Raw genomic sequence first — 19,455 nt, forward strand, 5'->3', positions numbered from 1 at the left:
CACCGGGTCACCAAGTACGACCCCGCCGACCGGGCGCCCGACGGGACCTACCGGGGGACGGCGGACTCCGCCAGCGACCACGGCCCGCTCGAGGCCGCGTACCTGACGGCCGTCAGGGCCTTCGCCGAGGAGGGCGGACCGCGTGCCGGGCTGCGGTTGTCAGACCCCTCCGGTAGTTTCCGAAGTATCGGGAACTACCAGGGGGAGCAGTCGACATGGCCGAAACGACCGAGCTCGGACCGGAGCTGGACGAGGCGCTCGACCGGTACCGCGTCGAGCTCACCGGCTACTGCTACCGCATGCTCGGATCGGCTTTCGACGCCGAGGACGCGGTGCAGGACACGTACATCCGTGCCTGGCGGAGCTTCGACAAGTTCGAGGGCCGGTCCTCCCTGCGCTCGTGGCTGTACCGGATCGCCACCAACGTCTGCCTGGACCTGCTGAACGCGGGGAACAAGCGGGCCCGGCCGATGGACCTGAGCGCTCCGCAGCACCAGGCGTCCGCCGTCCTCAACGAGCGGCCCGAGGTGACCTGGCTGGAGCCGGTCCCCGACGGGCGGGTGCTGCCGCAGACCGCCGATCCGGCGGAGATGGCGCTGGCCAGGGAGTCCGTGCGGCTGGCCTTCGTGGCGGCCCTGCAGCACCTGCCGGCCAAGCAGCGGGCGGTGCTGATCCTGCGCGAGGTGCTGGCCTGGAAGGCGGACGAGGTCGCGACCCTGCTGGACACCACCGTCGCGTCGGTGAACAGCGCCCTGCAGCGGGCCCGGGCGACGATGTCCGCCACCCGCCTCCGCGAGAGCGAGTCCGCGGACCCGCTGGACGCGGAGCAGGTGAAGCTGCTGGAGCAGTACCTCGCCGCCTTCGAGGCGTACGACATCTCCCGCCTCACCACCCTCCTCCACGAGGACGCGGTGCTGTCGATGCCGCCGTTCGACCTGTGGCTCCAGGGGCACGAGGACATCGCCGCCTGGCACCTGAACCAGGGCATCGGCTGCAAGGGCTCGCGGCTGCTCCCGACCACGGCGAACGGGATGCCGGCCTTCGGCCAGTACCGGCCGCGCGAGGACGGGCAGCCGGGCTGGAGCCCGTGGGCGCTCCAGGTGCTGGAGGTCTCAGACGGGAAGATCGTCGGGCTCAACGCCTTCCTGGACACCGCCCGGTGGTTCCCGCTCTTCGGCCTGCCCGAGCAGCTCGACGAGTCCTACGAGGTCCAGCAGGGCGCGTAGGGCCGGGCCGGCCCCGGTGACGCGAAGGGGCACGCCGAGGCGCCGGGCGGTCAGCGCTGCACGGGCGAGGGCCTGGACGGTCGCGAGGGTGGGTGCGACGGATCCTGTCGCTTCGCACACCACCCCGTCGGGACCGTCTCGGCACAGTGCGCGCACGCGTGCGCACAGCTCGTCGGTATCCGGCTCCGGCCCCTCGAGGGTCAGGGTTCTGGTCTCCACATGAGACAGACCCTCGGCGCTTCCCGAACTCATCGGTAGGGCCGGAGGACACGCCTACGGCCGGGGGAAGCCGAGGTGCGGCGGCTCGAGGTGATCTCGCTTCGTCACCGGTCCCAGCAGGCAGAACGGGACCGGTGGGCGTCCACCGGTCCCGTTCACCCGAAAGGGAATCGCAGGTCAGGCGATGCGGTCCAGGACGATCGGCGTGGCCGAGAAGGTCGTGCCCGGCGCCGCGATGTCGAAGGTGCCGTCCAGCGCCGCGAGGGCGTAGTCGAACTTCTCCGGGGTGTCCGTGTGCAGGGTCATCAGCGGCTGGCCCGCCGTCACGGTGTCACCCGGCTTCGCGTGCAGCTCGATGCCCGCGCCCGCCTGGACCGGGTCCTCCTTGCGCGCGCGGCCGGCGCCCAGGCGCCATGCGCCCACGCCCACCCCGTACGCGTCCAGCCGGGTCAGCACGCCCGAGGACGGGGCCGTGACCACGTGCTGGTCACGGGCCACCGGCAGCGCCGCGTCCGGGTCGCCGCCCTGGGCCGCGATCATCCGGCGCCACACGTCCATCGCGGAGCCGTCGGCCAGGGCCTTCGCCGGGTCGGCGTCCTTGATGCCCGCCGCGTCCAGCATCTCCCGGGCCAGGGCCAGGGTCAGCTCGACCACGTCCGAGGGGCCGCCGCCCGCCAGGACCTCCACCGACTCGCGGATCTCCAGCGCGTTGCCGGCGGTCAGGCCGAGCGGGGTGGACATGTCGGTGAGCAGGGCGACCGTCTTGACGCCCGAGTCGGTGCCCAGGCCCACCATGGTGCGGGCCAGCTCGCGCGCGTCCTCGATGTTCTTCATGAAGGCGCCGGTGCCGACCTTCACGTCCAGGACGAGGGAGCCCGTGCCTTCGGCGATCTTCTTGGACATGATCGAGGAGGCGATCAGCGGGATCGCCTCGACGGTGCCCGTGACGTCGCGCAGCGCGTAGAGCTTCTTGTCGGCCGGGGCCAGCCCGTCGCCGGCCGCGCAGATCACCGCGCCGGTGGTGTCCAGTACGTGCAGCATCTCCTCGTTGGAGAGCAGCGCACGCCAGCCGGGGATGGACTCCAGCTTGTCCAGGGTGCCGCCGGTGTGACCCAGGCCGCGGCCCGAGAGCTGCGGTACGGCCGCGCCGCAGGCGGCGACCAGCGGGGCGAGCGGCAGGGTGATCTTGTCGCCGACGCCGCCCGTGGAGTGCTTGTCCGCGGTCGGGCGGGAGAGGGAGTCGAAGTTCATCCGCTCGCCGCTCGCGATCATCGCGGCGGTCCAGCGGGCGATCTCGGTCCGGTTCATGCCGTTGAGCAGGATGGCCATCGCCAGCGCCGACATCTGCTCGTCGGCGACCACGCCGCGCGTGTACGCGTCGATGACCCAGTCGATCTGCTCGGGGCTCAGTTCACCGCGGTCACGCTTGGTGCGGATGACGGAGATGACGTCCATGGAAGTGCTTCCTTCTACGCGCATAGAGAGAGGAGAGGGGTCCGGGTGGGAAAGGACGGCGGCCCCCCGCCCGGCAGGGGCGGAGGGCCGTCGCCGCGGCTATCTCAGGTGGTCGGGCCCGAAGGCCTGCGGCAGCATCGCGGAGAGCGGCAGGACGCCTTCCGGCGTCTCCACCTGGAGTCCGGGGCCGCCGAACTCGAACAGCAGCTGGCGGCAGCGCCCGCACGGGACGAGGATCTCGCCCTTGCCGTCCACGCACGTGAAGTGCGTCAGGCGGCCGCCGCCCGTGGCCTGGAGGGAGGAGACCAGACCGCACTCGGCGCACAGGCCGAGCCCGTAGCTCGCGTTCTCGACGTTGCAGCCGACGATGGTGCGGCCGTCGTCGACCAGTGCCGCGACGCCGACCGGGAAGCCCGAGTACGGGGCGTACGCGCGGGACATGGCGTCCCGTGCGGCCATCCGCAGCGCTTCCCAGTCCACCCTTCGCGCCGTCGTCACTTGCCCTGGCCCTTGCGGTACGGCATGCCGTCCGCCTTGGGCATCCGCAGGCGCTGCGCGGAGAGCGCGAGCACCAGCAGCGTGGTCACGTACGGGGCGGCGTCCACGAACTGGCTGGGCACCGCGTCGGTCAGCGCGTACCAGAGGAACAGCAGCACGGCGAAGACCGCCGAGACCACGGCCGGGACGTAGCGCTTCTTGTAGATCTGCCAGGCCACGACCAGGACCAGCAGGATGGCGATGAGCAGCAGCATCGCGTGGACGTTCTCGGCACCGCCGCGCAGCTTGAGGCTGTCGGTGAAGCCGAAGAGTCCGGCGCCCAGCGCCATGCCGCCCGGCATCCAGTTGCCGAAGATCATCGCGGCGAGACCGATGTAACCGCGGCCGCCGGTCTGGCCCTCCTGGTAGATCGGGCTGGCCACGATCGACAGGAACACGCCGCCCAGGCCCGCGAGGCCGCCCGAGACGATCACGGCGATGTACTTGTACTTGTAGACGTTGACGCCGAGCGATTCGGCGGCGATCGGGTTCTCGCCGCAGGAGCGCAGGCGCAGGCCGAAGGTGGTGCGCCAGAGCACCCACCAGGTGCCGGGGATCAGCAGCAGCGCGAGGACGGTCAGCAGCGACAGGCCGGTGACCAGGCCGCCGACGACGCCCGCGAGGTCGGAGACGAAGAACCAGTGCTTGCCCTGGAGGGTCGCCATCCAGTCCGACAGCCCCGGCACCGTGATCTTGTAGATCGGCTCGACGCGCGGGGACTGCTTGGAGGAGCCGCCGGGGGCGTCCGCGAAGGTGAAGTTCGACAGGTACTGGGTGAAGCCCAGCGCCAGGATGTTGACGGCCACACCGGAGACGATGTGGTTGACGTTGAAGGTGATCGTGATGATCGCGTGCAGCAGGCCGCCGATGGCGCCGCCGATGATGCCGGCGATGACGCCGGTCCACGGACCCCACTGGTAGCCGGCCCAGGCACCGAACCAGGTGCCGAGGATCATCATGCCTTCGAGGCCGATGTTGACGACGCCCGCGCGCTCGGCCCACAGGCCGCCGAGGCCGGCGAGGCCGATCGGCACGGCGAGCGAGAGCGCGCCCGAGACCTGGCCGATCGAGGTCAGGTCGTCGGCGCCGCTGATCACGCGGACCAGCGAGATCAGCGCGAGGCCGCCCGCGATGATCAGCATGATCCACGGGAGGGTGAGCTTCTGACGGCCGCCCGGCTTCTTGGGGGCGGCGCTCGTCGCGGAAACGGTGCTGGTGCTCACGCCGCGACCTCCTTGTCGGTCTTGATGGCGCCGCCGGCGGCGAGTTCCTCGCCGACCTTCTGCTGCTGGCGCCGGATCCCGTAGCGGCGGACGAGCTCGTAGGACACGACGACCGCGATCACGATCAGGCCCTTCATGATCGTGCCGATTTCCTTGGCGTACCCGGCCTGGTCGAGCGAGGCCGAGGCCTTGTCGATGAAGGCCATCAGGAACGCGGCGAAGAAGATGCCGACCGGGCTGTTGCGTCCGAGCAGCGCGATGGTGATGCCGGTGAAGCCGATCCCGACCGGGAAGGACAGGTTGTACGTGTGGGTCTCGCCCAGCAGCTGCGGCATGCCGGAGAGGCCGGCGACCGCGCCCGAGATCAGCATCGAGGTGATGATCATCTTCTTGGCGTCCACACCGGAGGCCTGGGCGGCGGACTCGCTGGCGCCGGTGGCGCGCAGGTCGAAGCCGAAGCGGGTCCGGTTCAGCCCGAACCAGTAGACGACGCCCAGGGCGAAGGCCACGAAGGTGAAGCCGTAGATCTCCAGGCCGTCACCGAGCGAGAGCGCCGGGAACCAGCCGGAGGAGGCGATGTCGCCGGTGGTCAGGTCGTTGGAGCCGGCGGGCTGGACGCCGAGGTTCTTCGGCAGGATCAGCCAGGCGATCAGGCTCGTCGCGATGGCGTTCAGCATGATCGTGGAGACGACCTCGCTGACCCCGCGCTTGGCCTTCAGGACACCGGCGATGCCGGCCCAGAAGGCACCGGTCAGCATGGCGACGACCACGATCAGCAGGATGTGCAGCGGACCGGGCAGGCTCACGGCCGTACCGACCACCGCGGAGATCATCGCGGCCAGGCGGTACTGGCCGTCGACGCCGATGTTGAAGAGGTTCATCCGGAAGCCGATGGCCACGGCCAGGGCGGCCAGGTAGTACGTGCCCGCCTGGTTCACGATGAGGATCTGGACGTCCTCGTAGCCGGCGTTCTCCACCATCAGGCGCAGGGGTTCGATCGGGTCGATGCCCGTCGCGCCCAGCACGATCATGGTCAGCGCGAAGGCGGCGACCAGCGCGAGCACGGGCCCGGCGATGCCGAGGAGCAGCCGGTCCTTGTCGAGTTTCTTCATCGGGCCTCGTCCTCCGGGGAGTCGGTACGGGTTTCCGTGCCGGCGGCGGAGTGGTTGTCGGTGGCTTCCAGGTGCCCGGAGGCGGCGCCCGTCATGGCGGTGCCGAGCTCCTCCGGGGTGACGGTCGCGGGGTCCGCGTCGGCGACCAGGCGGCCGCGGTAGATGACGCGCAGGGTGTCGGACAGGCCGATGAGCTCGTCCAGGTCGGCGGAGATCAGCAGGACGGCCAGGCCCCCGCGGCGGGCCTCGCGGATCGCGTCCCAGATCTGCGCCTGGGCACCGACGTCCACACCGCGGGTGGGGTGGGCGGCGATGAGGAACTTCGGGTTGTGGCTCATCTCGCGGCCGACGATCAGCTTCTGCTGGTTGCCGCCGGAGAGCGAGGCCGCGGTGACCTCGATGCCGGGCGTGCGGACGTCGTACTCGCGCACGATCCGCTCGGTGTCCTTGCGGGCGGCCTTCAGGTCGAGGATGCCGCGCTTGGAGTTGGGGCTCTCGGTGACGTGGCCGAGGATGCGGTTCTCCCAGAGCGAGGACTCCAGGAGCAGGCCGTGCCGGTGGCGGTCCTCGGGGATGTAGCCGATGCCGCCCTCGCGGCGCTTGCGCACCGGGGCCTTGGTGATGTCGGCGCCGTCGAGGGTGATGACACCCGCGTCGGGGCTCAGCATGCCCATGAGGGCCTCGATGAGCTCGGTCTGGCCGTTGCCCTCGACGCCCGCGATGCCGAGGATCTCGCCCTTGTGGATCGTGAAGCTGATCCCGTCGAGCAGCAGGCGGCCGGCGATCGTGGTGTCGGGCAGGTTGGCGTCCGGCAGGCCCGGCGTGCGCGCGGTGTCCTCCGTGGCGACGGGCACGCCCCCCTCGGCGACGGTCAGGCCGTCGACCCGGAGCATCGGGGTGGTGGTCACCGTGGACTCGCGGGTCTCGGGCGACGGCAGCTCGGAGCCGACCATCAGCTCGGCGAGCTGCTTGGTCGTGGTGGTGCGCGGGTCGGCGGTGCCGACCGTGGTGCCGCGCCGGATGACGGTGATGTCGTCGGCGACCTTGAGGACCTCGCCCAGCTTGTGCGAGATGAAGATGACGGTCAGGCCCTCGGACTTGAGCTCGCGCAGGTTGTCGAAGAGGGCGTCCACCTCCTGCGGCACGAGCACTGCGGTCGGCTCGTCGAGGATGAGGATCTTCGCACCGCGGTAGAGGACCTTGAGGATCTCCACGCGCTGCCGGTCGGCGACACCGAGGTCCTCGACCAGGGCGTCGGGACGTACGCCGAGGCCGTACGCGTCCGAGATCTCCTTGATCTTCTTACGGGCCTTCGCACCGATGCCGTAGAGCTTCTCGCCGCCGAGGACCACGTTCTCCAGGACGGTGAGGTTGTCGGCCAGCATGAAGTGCTGGTGCACCATGCCGATGCCGCGGGCGATGGCATCGCCGGGGCTGTGGAAGGAGACCTGCTCCCCGTCGATGGCGATGGTGCCCTCGTCCGGCTTCTGCATGCCGTAGAGGATCTTCATCAGGGTCGACTTGCCGGCGCCGTTCTCACCGACGAGGGCGTGGACCGTGCCCTTGCGGACGGTGATCGCGATGTCCTTGTTGGCGACGACGCCGGGGAAGCGCTTGGTGATGCCGTGCAGTTCTACGGCGGGGGGCGGGCTGGACGCGTTGATGACGCACTCTCCTTGGCGCGGAAGGAGCTGAAGGCAGGGAGGGGGACAGGGCGGGGAGAGAAAGTATCGCGTCCACGATGCTTCTACGCGCGTAGCACTGTCGAAAGTGAAAACTTGCGGCCACCCGGCCACAAGATCACATCAAACCACGTGACACGGATCGGGGCCCGGGAGCGATAGAGACCGCTTCCCGGACCCCGGAGACCGTGCTCGTCGCAGGTCGGACCAAGCCTTACGGCGCGGTCTTGACCTCGATCTTCTTGGCGATGATGTCGGCCTTCGCCTTGTCGACCGCGGCGACGAGGTCCGTCATCTTCTTGTACTCGGGGTTGGAGTCGGCCAGGCCGACGCCGTCCTTGTCGAGGCCGTAGCGGATCTCACCGGACTGGGGCTTGCCGTCCTCGACCGACTTGATCAGGTTGTAGACGGACTGCGAGACCTGCTTGGTGACCGAGGTCAGGATGTGGTCCTTGTACTTCGCCAGACCGGCCTGGTTGTACTGGTCCGAGTCGACGCCGATGGCCCACTTGCCCTTGGCGGCGGTGGCCTCGATGGCACCGGAGCCGGCCAGACCGGCGGCCGCGTAGATCACGTCGGCGCCCTTGTCGAGCTGGCCCTCGGCCGCGGCCTTGCCCAGGTCGGGCTTGGAGAAACCGTCGAAGTTCGGCGGCTGGGTCAGGTACTGGGTGAGCACCTTGGCGTTCGGGTTGGTGTCCTTGACGCCCTGGGCGAAGCCCGCCTCGAACTTCTTGATCAGCGGAACCTCGACACCGCCGATGAAGCCGACCGTGCCGGTCTTGGACGCCTTGGCGGCGGCGACGCCGGCCAGGTAGGAGCCCTGCTCCTCGTTGAAGACGAGGTTGGCGATGTTCGGAGCGGTCACCGACGTGTCGTCGATGATGCCGAACGTGGTCTTCGGGTACTTCTCCGCGACCTTCTTGATGGCCGGGGCGTAGGCGAAACCGACGCCGATGACCGGGTTGTTGCCGTTGCGTGCCAGCTCGGTGAGGCGCTGGACCTTGTCGGCCTCACCCTCGCCGTCGCTGGGCTCCGCCTGGGCGACCTTGATCTGGAGGTCCTTCTGGGCCTTCTCCAGACCTTCGTAGGCGGCGTCGTTGAACGACTGGTCGCCGCGGCCACCGACGTCGTACGCGATGGCGGCGGACTCCTCCTTCTTCCCGGTGGAGGTGTCCGAGGACTTCTTACCGCCACAGGCGGTGGCCGAGAGGGCCAGCGCCGCGGACGCGATGCCCACGGTGGCGATCCTGGTGATCCGGCGCAAGGGGAGGCTCCTTCAAAACCTGACCGAAGCGCCACGACCGGCGCTGGTTTCGCGGCGATCGTAACGCGCGTAGATGTCAGTTAAAGGCCCGTTCATGAGTCGTTATCGGATCGTCGTGAACCAGACAGTGACCGATCAGTAACTGCCGACGCGCCCGGCCCATGCGTACCAAGGGCTGGACGCGCCCGCCGGATCGTCCGCCGATGGGGTAGGAACTTCTACCCCGCCGACCCCGTCAGCCTGGCGCGCCGCCCTTCGGCCGGCCGGCCGTCGAGCAGCGCGGCGGCCGTGAAGAACTCCACGCCGACCCCGATCGCGGCCTCGTCCACGTCGAAGTCGCCCCGGTGCAGGTCCCGCTTCGCGGTGTCGCCGGGCGTACGGACGCCCAGGCGCGCCATGGCTCCGGGCACGTGCTCCAGGTACCAGGAGAAGTCCTCGCCGCCCAGGCTCTGCTCGGTGTCCTCGACCGAGTCGGCGCCGCGCCGGGCGCCCATCGCCTCGCGGAGCAGTTCGGTGACCATCGGGTCGTTGACGACCGGGGGCACTCCGCGGACGTAGGTGATCTCCGACTTGGCCCGGTGCATCGACGCGATCTCGTCGATGACCGCGTGGATCTGGTCGGGGGCCTCGTGCCAGGAGTTCAGGTCCAGGCACCGAACGGTTCCGGACAGCTCCGCGTGCATCGGGATGACGTTGCAGGCGTGGCCGGCCTCGATCCGGCCCCAGGTGACGGACATTCCCGAGCGGGCGTCCATCCGCTTGGCCAGCACGGCCGGCAGGTCGAGGGCGAGCCGGGCGGCCGCCGTCACCAGGTCGGTGGTCAGGTGCGGGCGGGCGGTGTGCCCGCCGGGTCCGGCGAGGGTGACCTCCAGGCGGTCACAGGCCGAGGTGATGGGCCCGCTGCGCAGGCCGATGCGGCCGGCGTCGACGCGGGGGTCGCAGTGCACGGCGATGATCTTGCCGACCCCGTCCAGCACCCCGGAGTCGATGGCCTCCGTGGCACCGCCCGGCAGCACCTCCTCGGCGGGCTGGAAGAGCAGCCGCACCGGCCGGGGCAGCAGGCCCTGGCGGTCGAGCTCGGCCAGCACGAGCCCGGCGCCGAGGACGACGGCGGTGTGCACGTCGTGGCCGCAGGCGTGGGCCCGGTCCGGGACGGTCGATCGGTACGAGACGTGCGTCTTGGCATCCGGGATCGGCAGGGCGTCGATGTCCGCGCGCAGGGCGAGCATGGGACGCACTCCGTCCCAGGTCCCGACGTCACAGATGAGCCCGGTGCCCGAGGTCAGCACCCTCGGGCGCAGGCCCGCTTTCTCCAGCCGGGCCTTGATCGCCGCCGTGGTGCGGAACTCGTGATGCCCCAGCTCGGGGTGCATGTGCAAGTCCCGGCGGAAGTCGATCAGTTCGGCACGCAGGTGGTCCGGAAGCTTGCCGGGCAGCTCGGGCCGGTCGGGCTTGCCGGGCAGGGCGGTCTGGGACTCGCGGGACATCAACTGGTTCACCCGTTTAAGGGTAGGCCCACCCATGGCTCAACTGGCCGGAGATCACCAAAAGTTCATGCCGTTAGGGGAAAGAAACCCGGCCTCTGGACGCATGACCGGATGTGGACGGGGGTAAACTCGCGCGCTCATCCGGCCGCCGGAGCCGCCTGAGCAGGAAGTCTGTGCACATCACGGGCCGTGTCGGTGACCCCGGCGAGAAAACCGCGGGCCCGCTCCGAGGCGGCCGGGGTGAGCCAGCCCGGATCCACATCGCATACGGCCACGGTCACACCGGTGCCGATCAGGGCGTACGGCAGCGTGTGGACGACCGTGGAGGGGAAGCTGACGATCGTCCGGCCGACCGGGCCCCGCCGCGCGATCAGCTCCAGCGGCAGGTCCGGACGTACGATCTCCAGCCCGGTCGCCTCGCTCAGCGCGCGCAGCTTCTCCGGGGACTCCCGGCGGTGGGCGAAGTACCGGGTGACGCCGTGTTCCAGGGTCAGGGCGCGCACCGCGTCCCGGTAGCGGTCCGCGTCGACCACACCGGTCTCCACCAGCGAGGTCCCCACCAGGTCGGTGCCCCTGGTCAGGCGCGGCGGGCCGAAGCGGGACCGGGTCCACGCGAAGTCGTTGAGCCGGACGGTCATCGCACCGTGCGCGGTGACCGGCATCGAGGTGAACACCTCGACGCGGCGGCCGGAGCCGGGGCCCGGGGTGAACCGGTGCCGGGCGGTCGCCGAGACCGGTGCGTACGCCAGCTCGCGCAGCCGGCCGGGGAGACCGCCGCCGCCGACCCGGTGCCAGCGCACGAGGCGCTCGCCGCGGGCCGTCTGGGCGACGAACTCCATGGTGGCGGTGCCGTCGTCGACCACGACGAGCTCCTCGGCGCGGACGAGGGTGAGCAGCAGCTGGACGTAGCGGGAGAAGGGATCCCCCAGGACCACCCGGCGCGCCGCCCGGACCTCGCGGGCGAGCGCGATGAGCGCCCTGACCGGCGCGAGGCGGCCGCCGCGCGCCTCCTGCCAGCTGACCTGGTGCCCCTCGTCCCGGGCCAGCCCCGCCATCCGGCGCAGCTGGCCGCGGGACATGGGGTCGGTGGGCGGGAGCACGACGATCCGCACCGCGGGGGCCCCTGCCGTTGCCGCTGCCGCTGCCGCCGCGGTCGGCCGGGCTCCGGTGCCGCGGGCGGGCTGGCGCGGGACGGCGCCGAGGAGGCCGGTGCGCTGGGCGTGCGCCCACTCCAGGACGTTGAGGAGCTGGACCGGGCTCTCCACGAAAGCCAGGGTTGGGGCGGGGGCTGAGGGGGTCACCACGTACTCCTCGGGAGAGGGCGGAATGGAACGACGCACAGCCGGCGGGGCTTGATCTGACCGGCGTCGGCCTGCTGGAAATTCAGCCCCTCCGGCGTTTGAGGAGCGGGGTCGGGGGCGGAGCCCCGGGGGGCCCGCTCAGACGGTGGCGAGCTGGCCCTGGACGCGGCGGAGCTTCTTCATCGGGCCGAGCTCGGACTCGTAGACCCGCTTGACGCCGTCGCCCAGCGCCGTCTCGATGGTCCGGATGTCACGGACGAGACGCGTCAGGCCACCCGGCTCGACGGACGCCGCCTGGTCGGAGCCCCACATCGCCCGGTCGAGGGTGATGTGCCGCTCCACGAAGGCCGCGCCGAGCGCCACCGCGGCGAGGGTGGTCTGCAGGCCGGTCTCGTGGCCGCTGTAGCCGATCGGGACGTTGGGGTACTCCTCCTGCAGCGTGTTGATGACCCGCAGGTTGAGCTCCTCGGCCTTGGCCGGGTAGGTGGAGGTGGCGTGGCAGAGCAGGATGTTGTCGCTGCCGAGCACCTCCACCGCGTGGCGGATCTGCTTCGGGGTGGACATGCCGGTGGAGAGGACGACGGTGCGGCCGGTGGCGCGCAGGGCGCGCAGCAGCTCGTCGTCGGTCAGGGAGGCGGAGGCGACCTTGTGCGCGGGGACGTCGAACTTCTCCAGGAAGGCGACGGCCTCGGTGTCCCAGGGGGAGGCGAACCAGTCGATGCCGCGCTTGGTGCAGTGTTCGTCGATGGCGAGGTACTCGGCCTCGCCGAACTCCACCTTGTGGCGGTAGTCGATGTAGGTCATGCGGCCCCAGGGGGTGTCGCGCTCGATGTCCCACTGGTCGCGGGGGGTGCAGATCTCGGGGGTGCGCTTCTGGAACTTCACGGCGTCGCAGCCGGCCTCGGCGGCGGCGTCGATGAGGGCGAAGGCGTTCCCCAGGTCGCCGTTGTGGTTGATGCCGATCTCGCCGACGACGTAGACGGGCTGACCGGGGCCGGCGATGCGCGAGCCGAAGGCGCGGAGGCGGGGGGCGGGGGTGACCGTCATGGCAGGGCTGTCCTTCGGTACGGGGGGTGCGAGGGGTGTGGGAGATACGAGGGGTGCGGGAGGTACGGGCGGTACCGCGGTGAGCACGGGGGCGGGAGCGGAGGCCAGTGCCGGAGCCGAGGCCGGGGCGGAAGCCGGGGCCGGAGCCGGGGCCGGAGCCGAAGTCGAGGCCAGTGCCGGAGCCGGGGCCAGGGCAGGAGCCGGGGCTGGGGCCGGGGGTGGGGCCGGGGCCGGGGCAGGAGCCGGAGCCGGAGCCGGGGCAGGAGCCGGAGCCGGAGCCGGAGCAGGAGCCGGAGCCGGAGCAGGAGCCGGGGCAGGAGCCGGGGCGGAAGCCGAGGCCAGTGCCGGGGCCGAGGCCACGGCAGGAGCCGAGGCCAGGGCAGGGGCGGAAGCCAAGGCAGGAGCTGAGGCCAGGGCAGGGGCGGAAGCCAAGGCAGGAGCCGAGGCCAGGGCAGGGGCGGAAGCCAAGGCCGAGGCCGGGGCCGGGGCGGAAGCCAAGGCCGAGGCCGGGGCCGGGGCGGAAGCCGAGGCCGGGGCCGGGGCCGAAGTCGAGGCCGGTGCCGGTGCCGGGGCCGGGGCGGAAGCCGAGGCCAGAGCCGCGGCAAGAGCCGGGGCCAGGGCGGGGGCGGGAGCCGGAGTCGGGGCGGGGGCCAGGGCCGGGGACGGGGCCGGAGCGAGGACCGGTACGAGTGCGCGGGCGCGGGCCAGGTCGTGGGGGTCGTCGATCTCCAGCACCCGGGCCGGATCGGTCGCCACGGGGACGGTCCGCCCGAAGAAGCGGTGGCGGGCGGCCCGGAAGCCGGCAGCGTTCATGGCGTAGGCGGCGCCGGTCTCCAGCAGGTCCTGGGGCCGGTCCTGGCGGCGGGGGCGGTACGAGGTGTCGTGGTTGACCCCGCTCCCGGAGCCGTCGGGGGCCGATCGCCAGAGGAAGCCGTGGAAGGGGGCTGCGGTGAGCGCCGAGTCGGCCCCGCCGGACGCGACGGCGGCGGCGACGGACTCCACGTCGGAGGCGGTGACGAAGGGGCTGGTGCACTGGACCAGGAGGACCACGTCGACGGTGAGCGAGTGCAGCTCCTCGAAGGCGTCGAGCGCGTGCAGCAGGGCGGCCTCGCTGGTGGCGGTGTCCCCGGAGATCCCGGCGGGCCGCCGCAGCACCACGGCCCCGGCCCCGCGGGCGGCGGCACCGATCTCCTCGGAGTCGGTGGACACGAGGACGTCGGTGACGCTCCCGGCCCCCAGGCAGGCCCGCACGGCCCGTACGACGAGCGGCATCCCGCCGACGTCGGCCAGGTTCTTGCCGGGCACCCCCTTGGACCCCCCGCGCGCGGGGATCACGGCGAGCACCCTGGGCACGCCCCGCCCCGGAGCCCCGGACACCACGGCGGCAGCGGTTGCGCCCGTGCGGGCCCCGGACACGGCGGCGGCAGGTGCGTCCGCACGGGACCCGGACACCACGGCGGTTGCGGCGCCCGCACGGGACCCCGACACCACGGCAGCGGGTACACCCGCACGGGACCCGGCCACGGAGGCGCCGGGCGCCTCCGCACAGGACCCGAACACCACGGCGGCGGGTGCGCCCGTACGCGCCTGGGACACCACGGCGGCGGTTGCGCCCGCATGCACCCCGGACACCACAGCGGCGGGTACACCCGCACAGGACCCCGACACCACAGCGGCTGAAACGTCCGCACGGGACCCGAACACCACGGCGGCGGGTGCGCCCGCACGCGCCCCCGACACCGCGGCGGCGGTCGCGTCCGTACGCGCCCCGGACGGGTGGACCCGGCGGTCCGGGCGGGGGCTCACAGCTCCCCCAGGCGGCGGATGACCGGCGCGACGCGCTGGACTCCGTGGCGGTACGCGCCCCGGGCCGCATCGCGCAGGTGCGCGCGCAGCCGTCGGCGTAGCCGGGACTCCCCCGCGTCCGTGCGGACCGCGCCGGGCAGCGGTCTTCCGTCGGGGCCGAGGTGGTGCCGGGCCAGGATTCCGGGCAGGTACCCCGGCGCGGTGTCCCGCGTGTAGTACGGGGCCAGGGCCGGCAGCCCGGGTTCCGCCAGCAGCTCGTGCAGCCGCGCCCGCGCGGCGGCGTGGACGTCCCGGCCGGGGCGGGAGCCCCCGGGCGCGGGGTCACCGGCCGCGGTGACGGACACAGGCCCGCCCGCGGCGGACGCCGACCATGCCGCTGAGGCCCGCGACCCGGCTGCGGTGGACACCGGCCCACCCGCGGCCGCCGCCGACCCGGCCGCGTTGGACACCGTCCCGCCCGCGGAGGCCCACGCACCCGCGGCGGCGTGGACGTCCCGGCCGGGGCGGGACACCCCGGGCGCGGGGTCACCGGCCGCCGTGGCGGACACGGGCCCGCCCGCGACGGGCGCCGACCCGGCCGCACAAGCCCCCGCTGCGGCTCCCGCCAGGGGTGGTGGTGTGGGGTGGTCCACGCCCTGGTCGGACAGCCAGGCCGGGTCTGCCTGCGGGAGGAGGCCCTCGTCGAGCTGGGTCCAGGAGGCCAGGCAGCCCGAGCCCAGGAAGTGGTGGTTGCCGAGGGCCTCGCGGATGCCGAGGTCGGTCAGGACGGCCGTCGGGATACCGCGGTGCAGGGATTCCAGGGCCGCCGTGGAGGAGACGGTGACCAGCAGGTCCGTGGTGTCCAGGATCTCGCCCATGTTCCCGTACACCAGACGGCAGTTGGAGGGGATCCCGCCCGGCAGCTGCTCCACGAGGCGCTGGTACGGGAGCTCCTCCAGGTGCGTGGTGTGCTCCCCGGGGCGGCTGCGCAGTTTGATCAGCACCTCCCGCTCCGGGTGCAGCCGGGCGTGTTCCGCGGCGCGCCGGAGCAGGTAGAGGCGGTCCGCCCGGGATTCCGGCACCGACGGCTGGACCGCGAAGACGACCCGGTGGGGCGTGGCGGTGACGGGTTCGTAGGGCGCCCCGTCCAGGAAGGGCAGCGCCGTCTCCACGACGGCCCGCGCGTCCGCCCCGACTCCCCCGTACACCGCGCGGAACCGTCCGGCGTCGTGCCGGGAGTTGGCGAGGACCAGGTCGGCCCCGTGCCGCAGCAGCAGGCCGTCGGCGAGCTTCTCGTAGACGACTCCGACGTACCCGGTGACGAACACGGGCCGGGCACCAGGTCCGGGCCACAGGGCCCGTGCCCCGTGCAGGACGGCCTGTACGGCCCCGCCGACCAGTGCGAGGACGACCACGTCGTACGGCGGCCGGTCCGGCGCGGACAGTTCCGCGAGGAACCCGGCGCAGGTCACTTCGGTGAGCCGGTCCGCCTGGACCCCGACCTCTCCGAGCTGGCGCGCGGTGGGGGTGGCCCGGCCGCGCAGCAGGTATCCGGTGAGGTGGAGGGAGTCGGGTTCCGGGGCGAGGCGGCGAGCGGTGAGCGCTCCCCACTTCCACCGGGTGTCGGAATCGGCGAGTACGGCCACACGGAGGACGGCCCGTCGGGCCGGGCGGTTGCTTGCTGGCACCCGGCAGAAGTTATTCCGCCTTTTCGGTGATCGGCCCAACGAGCGCACAACAGCGGGTTAACAACCCGTCGACGAAATGCGAAAGCGTCCTGGTTAACGCGCCCGCCGTTCGTCGTTCACATGGAATCCGCGTCCGGGCCACAGTGAATGCCGAGCGGCACCCTAATGTCTCGCGAGTGCTCAAGCTCTCTGTTGTCGTGCCGTTCTTCAACGTGCAGACATACGCGCCGGATGCCCTGAAAAGCCTCGAACTCAATGCCCGGGACGATTTCGAGTTCCTGCTCGTCGACGACCGTTCGACGGACGGGACGCCCGCGCTCCTGGAGCGGGCGGCGCGCGAGCTGCCCGGCGCCGTGCACCTCAGACACGAGCGCAACGGCGGCCTGGCGACGGCGCGGAACACGGGGCTGGACGCCGCCCGCGGCGAGTACATCGCCTTCCTGGACGGGGACGACTGGCTGGCGCCGGGCCACCTGGCCCGCACCCTGGCCGCTATCGAGGCTCTGAGCTGCGACTTCGTCCGTACCGACCATGTCCAGTGCACGGGCAGGACGCGCAGTGTGCAGCGCGTTCCCTTCGGTCCGGAGTCGGTCGTGGCCGATCCGCGCACCGCGATCCTGCCCGCCGGCCGCACGACCTCGGTGGACTATCCGTACGCCTGGGCGGGGATGTACCACCGGCGCCTGCTGGACCGCGGGCTGCTGCACTTCACGGACGGCCTGCGCACGGCGGAGGACCGGCCGTGGATCTGGCGGCTGCACCGTGAGGCGGAGTCCTTCGCGCCGGTCGGCCTGCCCGGAATCTTCTACCGTCGCGGGGTTTCCACCTCGCTGACACAAATCGGGGACGAGCGTCAGCTCGATTTCATTCGCGCATTCGATCAAGTCCTGTCAGAAACGGCCGCCGACCGGGAATTCGATCTTCTCCTGCCGAAGGCCGTCCGAACGTACTGTGCAATTATCGCGCACCACATCGGGTCCATCGAAAGGTTCGAACCCCCCGTGGCCAGAAAGCTCCGCACCCTGAGCGCGGCCGCACTCGGCGCAATGCCCCAGGACGTTCTGGACCGGGCCCTGGACTCGATGGACGCCGACCGCGCGACCCTGCTCCGCCGCCTGCGCCGGCGCGCCCCCGCCACCCGCGCCACCGCTCCCGCGGCCGCCGCGGCCCCCGCCGGGGTGACGCCATGAGCGTCACCCAGATCTTCCTGGCCTCCACCCTCTACGGCACGGCCACCCTCGCCGCCGCCCTCGACTCGGACGCCTTCCCGCCCGCCGGCCGCCGGATCCTGCTGACCAGCAACCACTCCGTCACCGCCGAGATCACCCCCGGCCTGACCGCCGCGCCCGGCTTCGCCGCCCTGCGCACCCGCTTCGACGAGGTGCTCGACTGGAACGCCGTCATCGCGCCGCAGCACCCCAGCACCTGGAGCCCCCGCGCCGAAGACGTCCCGCTGTGGGAACGGCAGCTGCGCACCACCTGGGGCCTGGGCACCGACCGCGTCGAGCTCATCGTGGAATCGCTGCAGGTCCCGCCCGCCCAGAGCCTGTGCCGGCTCTTCCCCGGCGCGGCCGTCGAGGTCTACGCCGACGGGCTGATGAGCTACGGCCCCACCCGCTTCCGGCTCGACCCCGGGCTGGGCATGCGCGTGCGGCGGGTGCTGCACCTGGACCTCGTACCGGGCCTGGAGCCGCTGCTGCTGACCGAGTTCGACGTACGGGCCGAGGCGATCCCGGCCGCCGCCTTCCTCAAGGCCGTCGCCGAACTCGAGGTGCCCGCGCAGGTGCCCGCCCAGCTGCCCGCGGACGGGGCCCCGGCGCTGCTGCTGGGCCAGTACCTGTCCGCGCTCGACCTCATGCCGGCCCACGAGGAGGAGGAACTGCACGCGGAGATGGTCCGGGGCGCGCACGCGCTGGGCCACCGCGAGCTGGTCTTCAAACCGCACCCCAGCGCCCCCGCCACCCATGCGCGCAGGGCGGAGGAGGAGGCGCGGCGGCTCGGCGTCCGGCTCACCCTGCTGAACGCCCCGGTGCTCGCCGAGACCCTGTACGAGCGGCTGCGCCCGGCCCTGGTCATCGGGTGCTTCTCCACCGGCCTGCTGACCGCCGCCACCCTCTACGGGCTCCCGGTCGCCCGGACCGGCACGGAGGCCGTGCTCGCGCGCCTGTCCCCGTACCCCAACAGCAACCGGATCCCGCTGGCCCTGGCCGACGCCCTGCTGCCGGACCTCGCGGACGCGCGGGCCGTACGCTCCTGGACCCCGCCGGGGCCCGAACGGGTCGCGGCCGAACTGGCGGGCCTGCTCACGGCGGTGGGCTTCACGATGCAGCCGCAGATCCTGGCGGCGCGGCGCGCGGAGGCCGAGCGCTGGCTGGCCGGGAACCTGACCCCGCGCACCTGGCGCTACTTCACGCGCCGCCGGCTGACCGCGCTGGGCCTGCCCGGCGGCATCCCGGCGCAGCTGTCCTTCCTGCCCCGCAGCCGTACGGCCCGGCGCATGGCCCGGCTGCTGCGCCGGGCCGTCAGCTGACCGCGAGCTTCGCCGCGAAGCCCAGGAACAGCACGCCCGCCGCCGAACTGGCCCCGGCGGCGAGCCGCTTGCGGCGCCGGAAGGCGGCCGCCAGGCGGTCCCCGCCGAATATCAGCGTGGTCAGGTAGAGGAAGCTGCCGATCTGCAGCAGGCCGCCCAGCAGCAGGAAGGACAGGGCCGGGTAGGCGTAGGCGGGGTCCACGAACTGCACGAAGAAGGACATCAGGAAGAGGATGGCCTTCGGGTTGAACACGCTGATCAGCAGCGCCCGCCGGTAGGGCCGCTCCGTGTCTCCGGCCGCGGCCCCGGCCTCCACGGCCTCCGCGGCGGCCACCGCCGCCTCCGCTGTGCGCTCGCGGCGCGTGCGCCACATGGTCCACGCGCCGCGCAGCATGCCGACGGCGAGCCAGGTCAGGTATCCGGCGCCGAGCAGTTTGACGATGCCGAACAGCATCGGGCTGGTCTGCAGCAGGGCCCCGGCGCCGACCGCGGCCAGGGTCATCAGCACGGCGTCCCCGGTGAACACCCCGCAGGCGGCCTTGTATCCCTCGCGCACCCCGCCGCGAGCGGCGACGGACAGCACGTAGAGCGAGTTCGGACCCGGCAGCAAAATGATCAGCACGAGGCCGGCGAGATACGTCGGAAGATCTGTGACACCCAGCATGTGCAGGAGTGTCCCATAGGTGCACACCTGTCGCGCCACTCCATTTCACCCAGTGGCCACCGGCCGCCCGCGGCGGCTCGTACGGCCGCACCAGTGGGTGCCGGCCGTCAACCGTGCCGCACGCGTACCGGTCCCGTGCCGCCTGCCCCCTCGTCGCTCCGGGGTGCCCGGGGCTGATAAAACGTCCCCGCGACGGCCTCTGGTCACAATGCCGCAACGGCGCCGTCGTTCCTGC

At 72.2% G+C, this 19,455-nt stretch carries 14 protein-coding genes and 1 pseudogene; 3 read left to right on the forward strand and 12 right to left on the reverse strand.

What is annotated here, in order from left to right:
* The first annotated feature begins 215 nt into the window (after positions 1 to 215).
* On the forward strand, positions 216 to 1,226 hold the full coding sequence (locus tag OG904_RS10450; RefSeq protein ID WP_405489632.1) for a sigma-70 family RNA polymerase sigma factor: 1,011 nt from the start codon (positions 216 to 218) through the stop codon (positions 1,224 to 1,226).
* Positions 1,227 to 1,622: 396 nt separating this feature from the next.
* Here the strand turns inward: OG904_RS10450 and OG904_RS10455 are convergent, their stop codons facing one another.
* From OG904_RS10455 to OG904_RS10505, 11 genes and pseudogenes are all read right to left on the reverse strand, one after another.
* Positions 1,623 to 2,900 carry a thymidine phosphorylase gene (locus OG904_RS10455; RefSeq protein ID WP_405489634.1) on the reverse strand — a complete coding sequence of 426 codons (1,278 nt, stop codon included), beginning with the start codon at positions 2,898 to 2,900 and terminating at the stop codon, positions 1,623 to 1,625.
* Between the two features lie 99 nt (positions 2,901 to 2,999).
* Entirely contained in the window at positions 3,000 to 3,398 is a 399-nt protein-coding gene (locus OG904_RS10460) for a cytidine deaminase (RefSeq protein ID WP_405489636.1), read from the reverse strand.
* Positions 3,395 to 4,660, reverse strand: coding sequence for an ABC transporter permease (locus OG904_RS10465; protein WP_405489638.1), 1,266 nt, complete (start codon positions 4,658 to 4,660; stop codon positions 3,395 to 3,397). The genes OG904_RS10460 and OG904_RS10465 overlap by 4 nt, the downstream gene beginning before the upstream one ends.
* Entirely contained in the window at positions 4,657 to 5,772 is a 1,116-nt protein-coding gene (locus tag OG904_RS10470) for an ABC transporter permease (protein ID WP_405489640.1), read from the reverse strand. The genes OG904_RS10465 and OG904_RS10470 overlap by 4 nt, the downstream gene beginning before the upstream one ends.
* Positions 5,769 to 7,436 (reverse strand): ABC transporter ATP-binding protein, encoded by a 1,668-nt coding sequence (locus OG904_RS10475; protein ID WP_405497924.1) that lies wholly within the window; start codon positions 7,434 to 7,436, stop codon positions 5,769 to 5,771. The genes OG904_RS10470 and OG904_RS10475 overlap by 4 nt, the downstream gene beginning before the upstream one ends.
* Positions 7,437 to 7,668: 232 nt before the next feature.
* Positions 7,669 to 8,718 (reverse strand): BMP family protein, encoded by a 1,050-nt coding sequence (locus tag OG904_RS10480; RefSeq protein ID WP_405489642.1) that lies wholly within the window; start codon positions 8,716 to 8,718, stop codon positions 7,669 to 7,671.
* A gap of 218 nt (positions 8,719 to 8,936) precedes the next feature.
* A complete protein-coding gene (locus OG904_RS10485) occupies positions 8,937 to 10,205 on the reverse strand; it encodes an amidohydrolase (RefSeq protein ID WP_405497926.1) in 1,269 nt (422 codons plus the stop codon).
* A 137-nt stretch (positions 10,206 to 10,342) separates the two neighbouring features.
* Positions 10,343 to 11,506: a hypothetical protein gene (locus OG904_RS10490; RefSeq protein WP_405489644.1), complete on the reverse strand. Its 1,164-nt coding sequence runs from the start codon at positions 11,504 to 11,506 to the stop codon at positions 10,343 to 10,345.
* 138 nt (positions 11,507 to 11,644) lie between these two features.
* On the reverse strand, positions 11,645 to 12,553 hold the full coding sequence (locus OG904_RS10495; RefSeq protein WP_405497928.1) for an N-acetylneuraminate synthase family protein: 909 nt from the start codon (positions 12,551 to 12,553) through the stop codon (positions 11,645 to 11,647).
* 975 nt (positions 12,554 to 13,528) lie between these two features.
* Positions 13,529 to 14,359: pseudogene (locus tag OG904_RS10500) on the reverse strand (cytidylyltransferase domain-containing protein); the annotation flags it as partial.
* Positions 14,356 to 16,026: a DUF6716 putative glycosyltransferase gene (locus OG904_RS10505; protein WP_405489646.1), complete on the reverse strand. Its 1,671-nt coding sequence runs from the start codon at positions 16,024 to 16,026 to the stop codon at positions 14,356 to 14,358. The gene OG904_RS10505 and the pseudogene OG904_RS10500, both read right to left, overlap by 4 nt.
* Positions 16,027 to 16,202: 176 nt before the next feature.
* Here OG904_RS10505 and OG904_RS10510 point away from each other — a divergent pair, with 176 nt between their 5' ends.
* Together OG904_RS10510 and OG904_RS10515 are read left to right on the forward strand one after the other, a co-directional pair.
* Positions 16,203 to 17,216: a glycosyltransferase family 2 protein gene (locus OG904_RS10510; protein ID WP_405489648.1), complete on the forward strand. Its 1,014-nt coding sequence runs from the start codon at positions 16,203 to 16,205 to the stop codon at positions 17,214 to 17,216.
* Positions 17,213 to 18,556, forward strand: coding sequence for a polysialyltransferase family glycosyltransferase (locus OG904_RS10515; RefSeq protein ID WP_405489650.1), 1,344 nt, complete (start codon positions 17,213 to 17,215; stop codon positions 18,554 to 18,556). The genes OG904_RS10510 and OG904_RS10515 overlap by 4 nt, the downstream gene beginning before the upstream one ends.
* On the opposite strand, the gene leuE is transcribed toward OG904_RS10515, so the two are convergent.
* The gene (gene leuE, locus OG904_RS10520; RefSeq protein WP_405489652.1) at positions 18,549 to 19,220 is read right to left on the reverse strand and encodes a leucine efflux protein LeuE; all 672 of its coding nucleotides are present in this window, start codon (positions 19,218 to 19,220) and stop codon (positions 18,549 to 18,551) included. The genes OG904_RS10515 and leuE overlap by 8 nt on opposite strands.
* Between the last annotated feature and the right edge of the window lie 235 nt (positions 19,221 to 19,455).

Origin of the sequence: Streptomyces sp. NBC_00096 (assembly GCF_045041305.1) — a bacterium.
Lineage (GTDB): Bacteria > Actinomycetota > Actinomycetes > Streptomycetales > Streptomycetaceae > Streptomyces.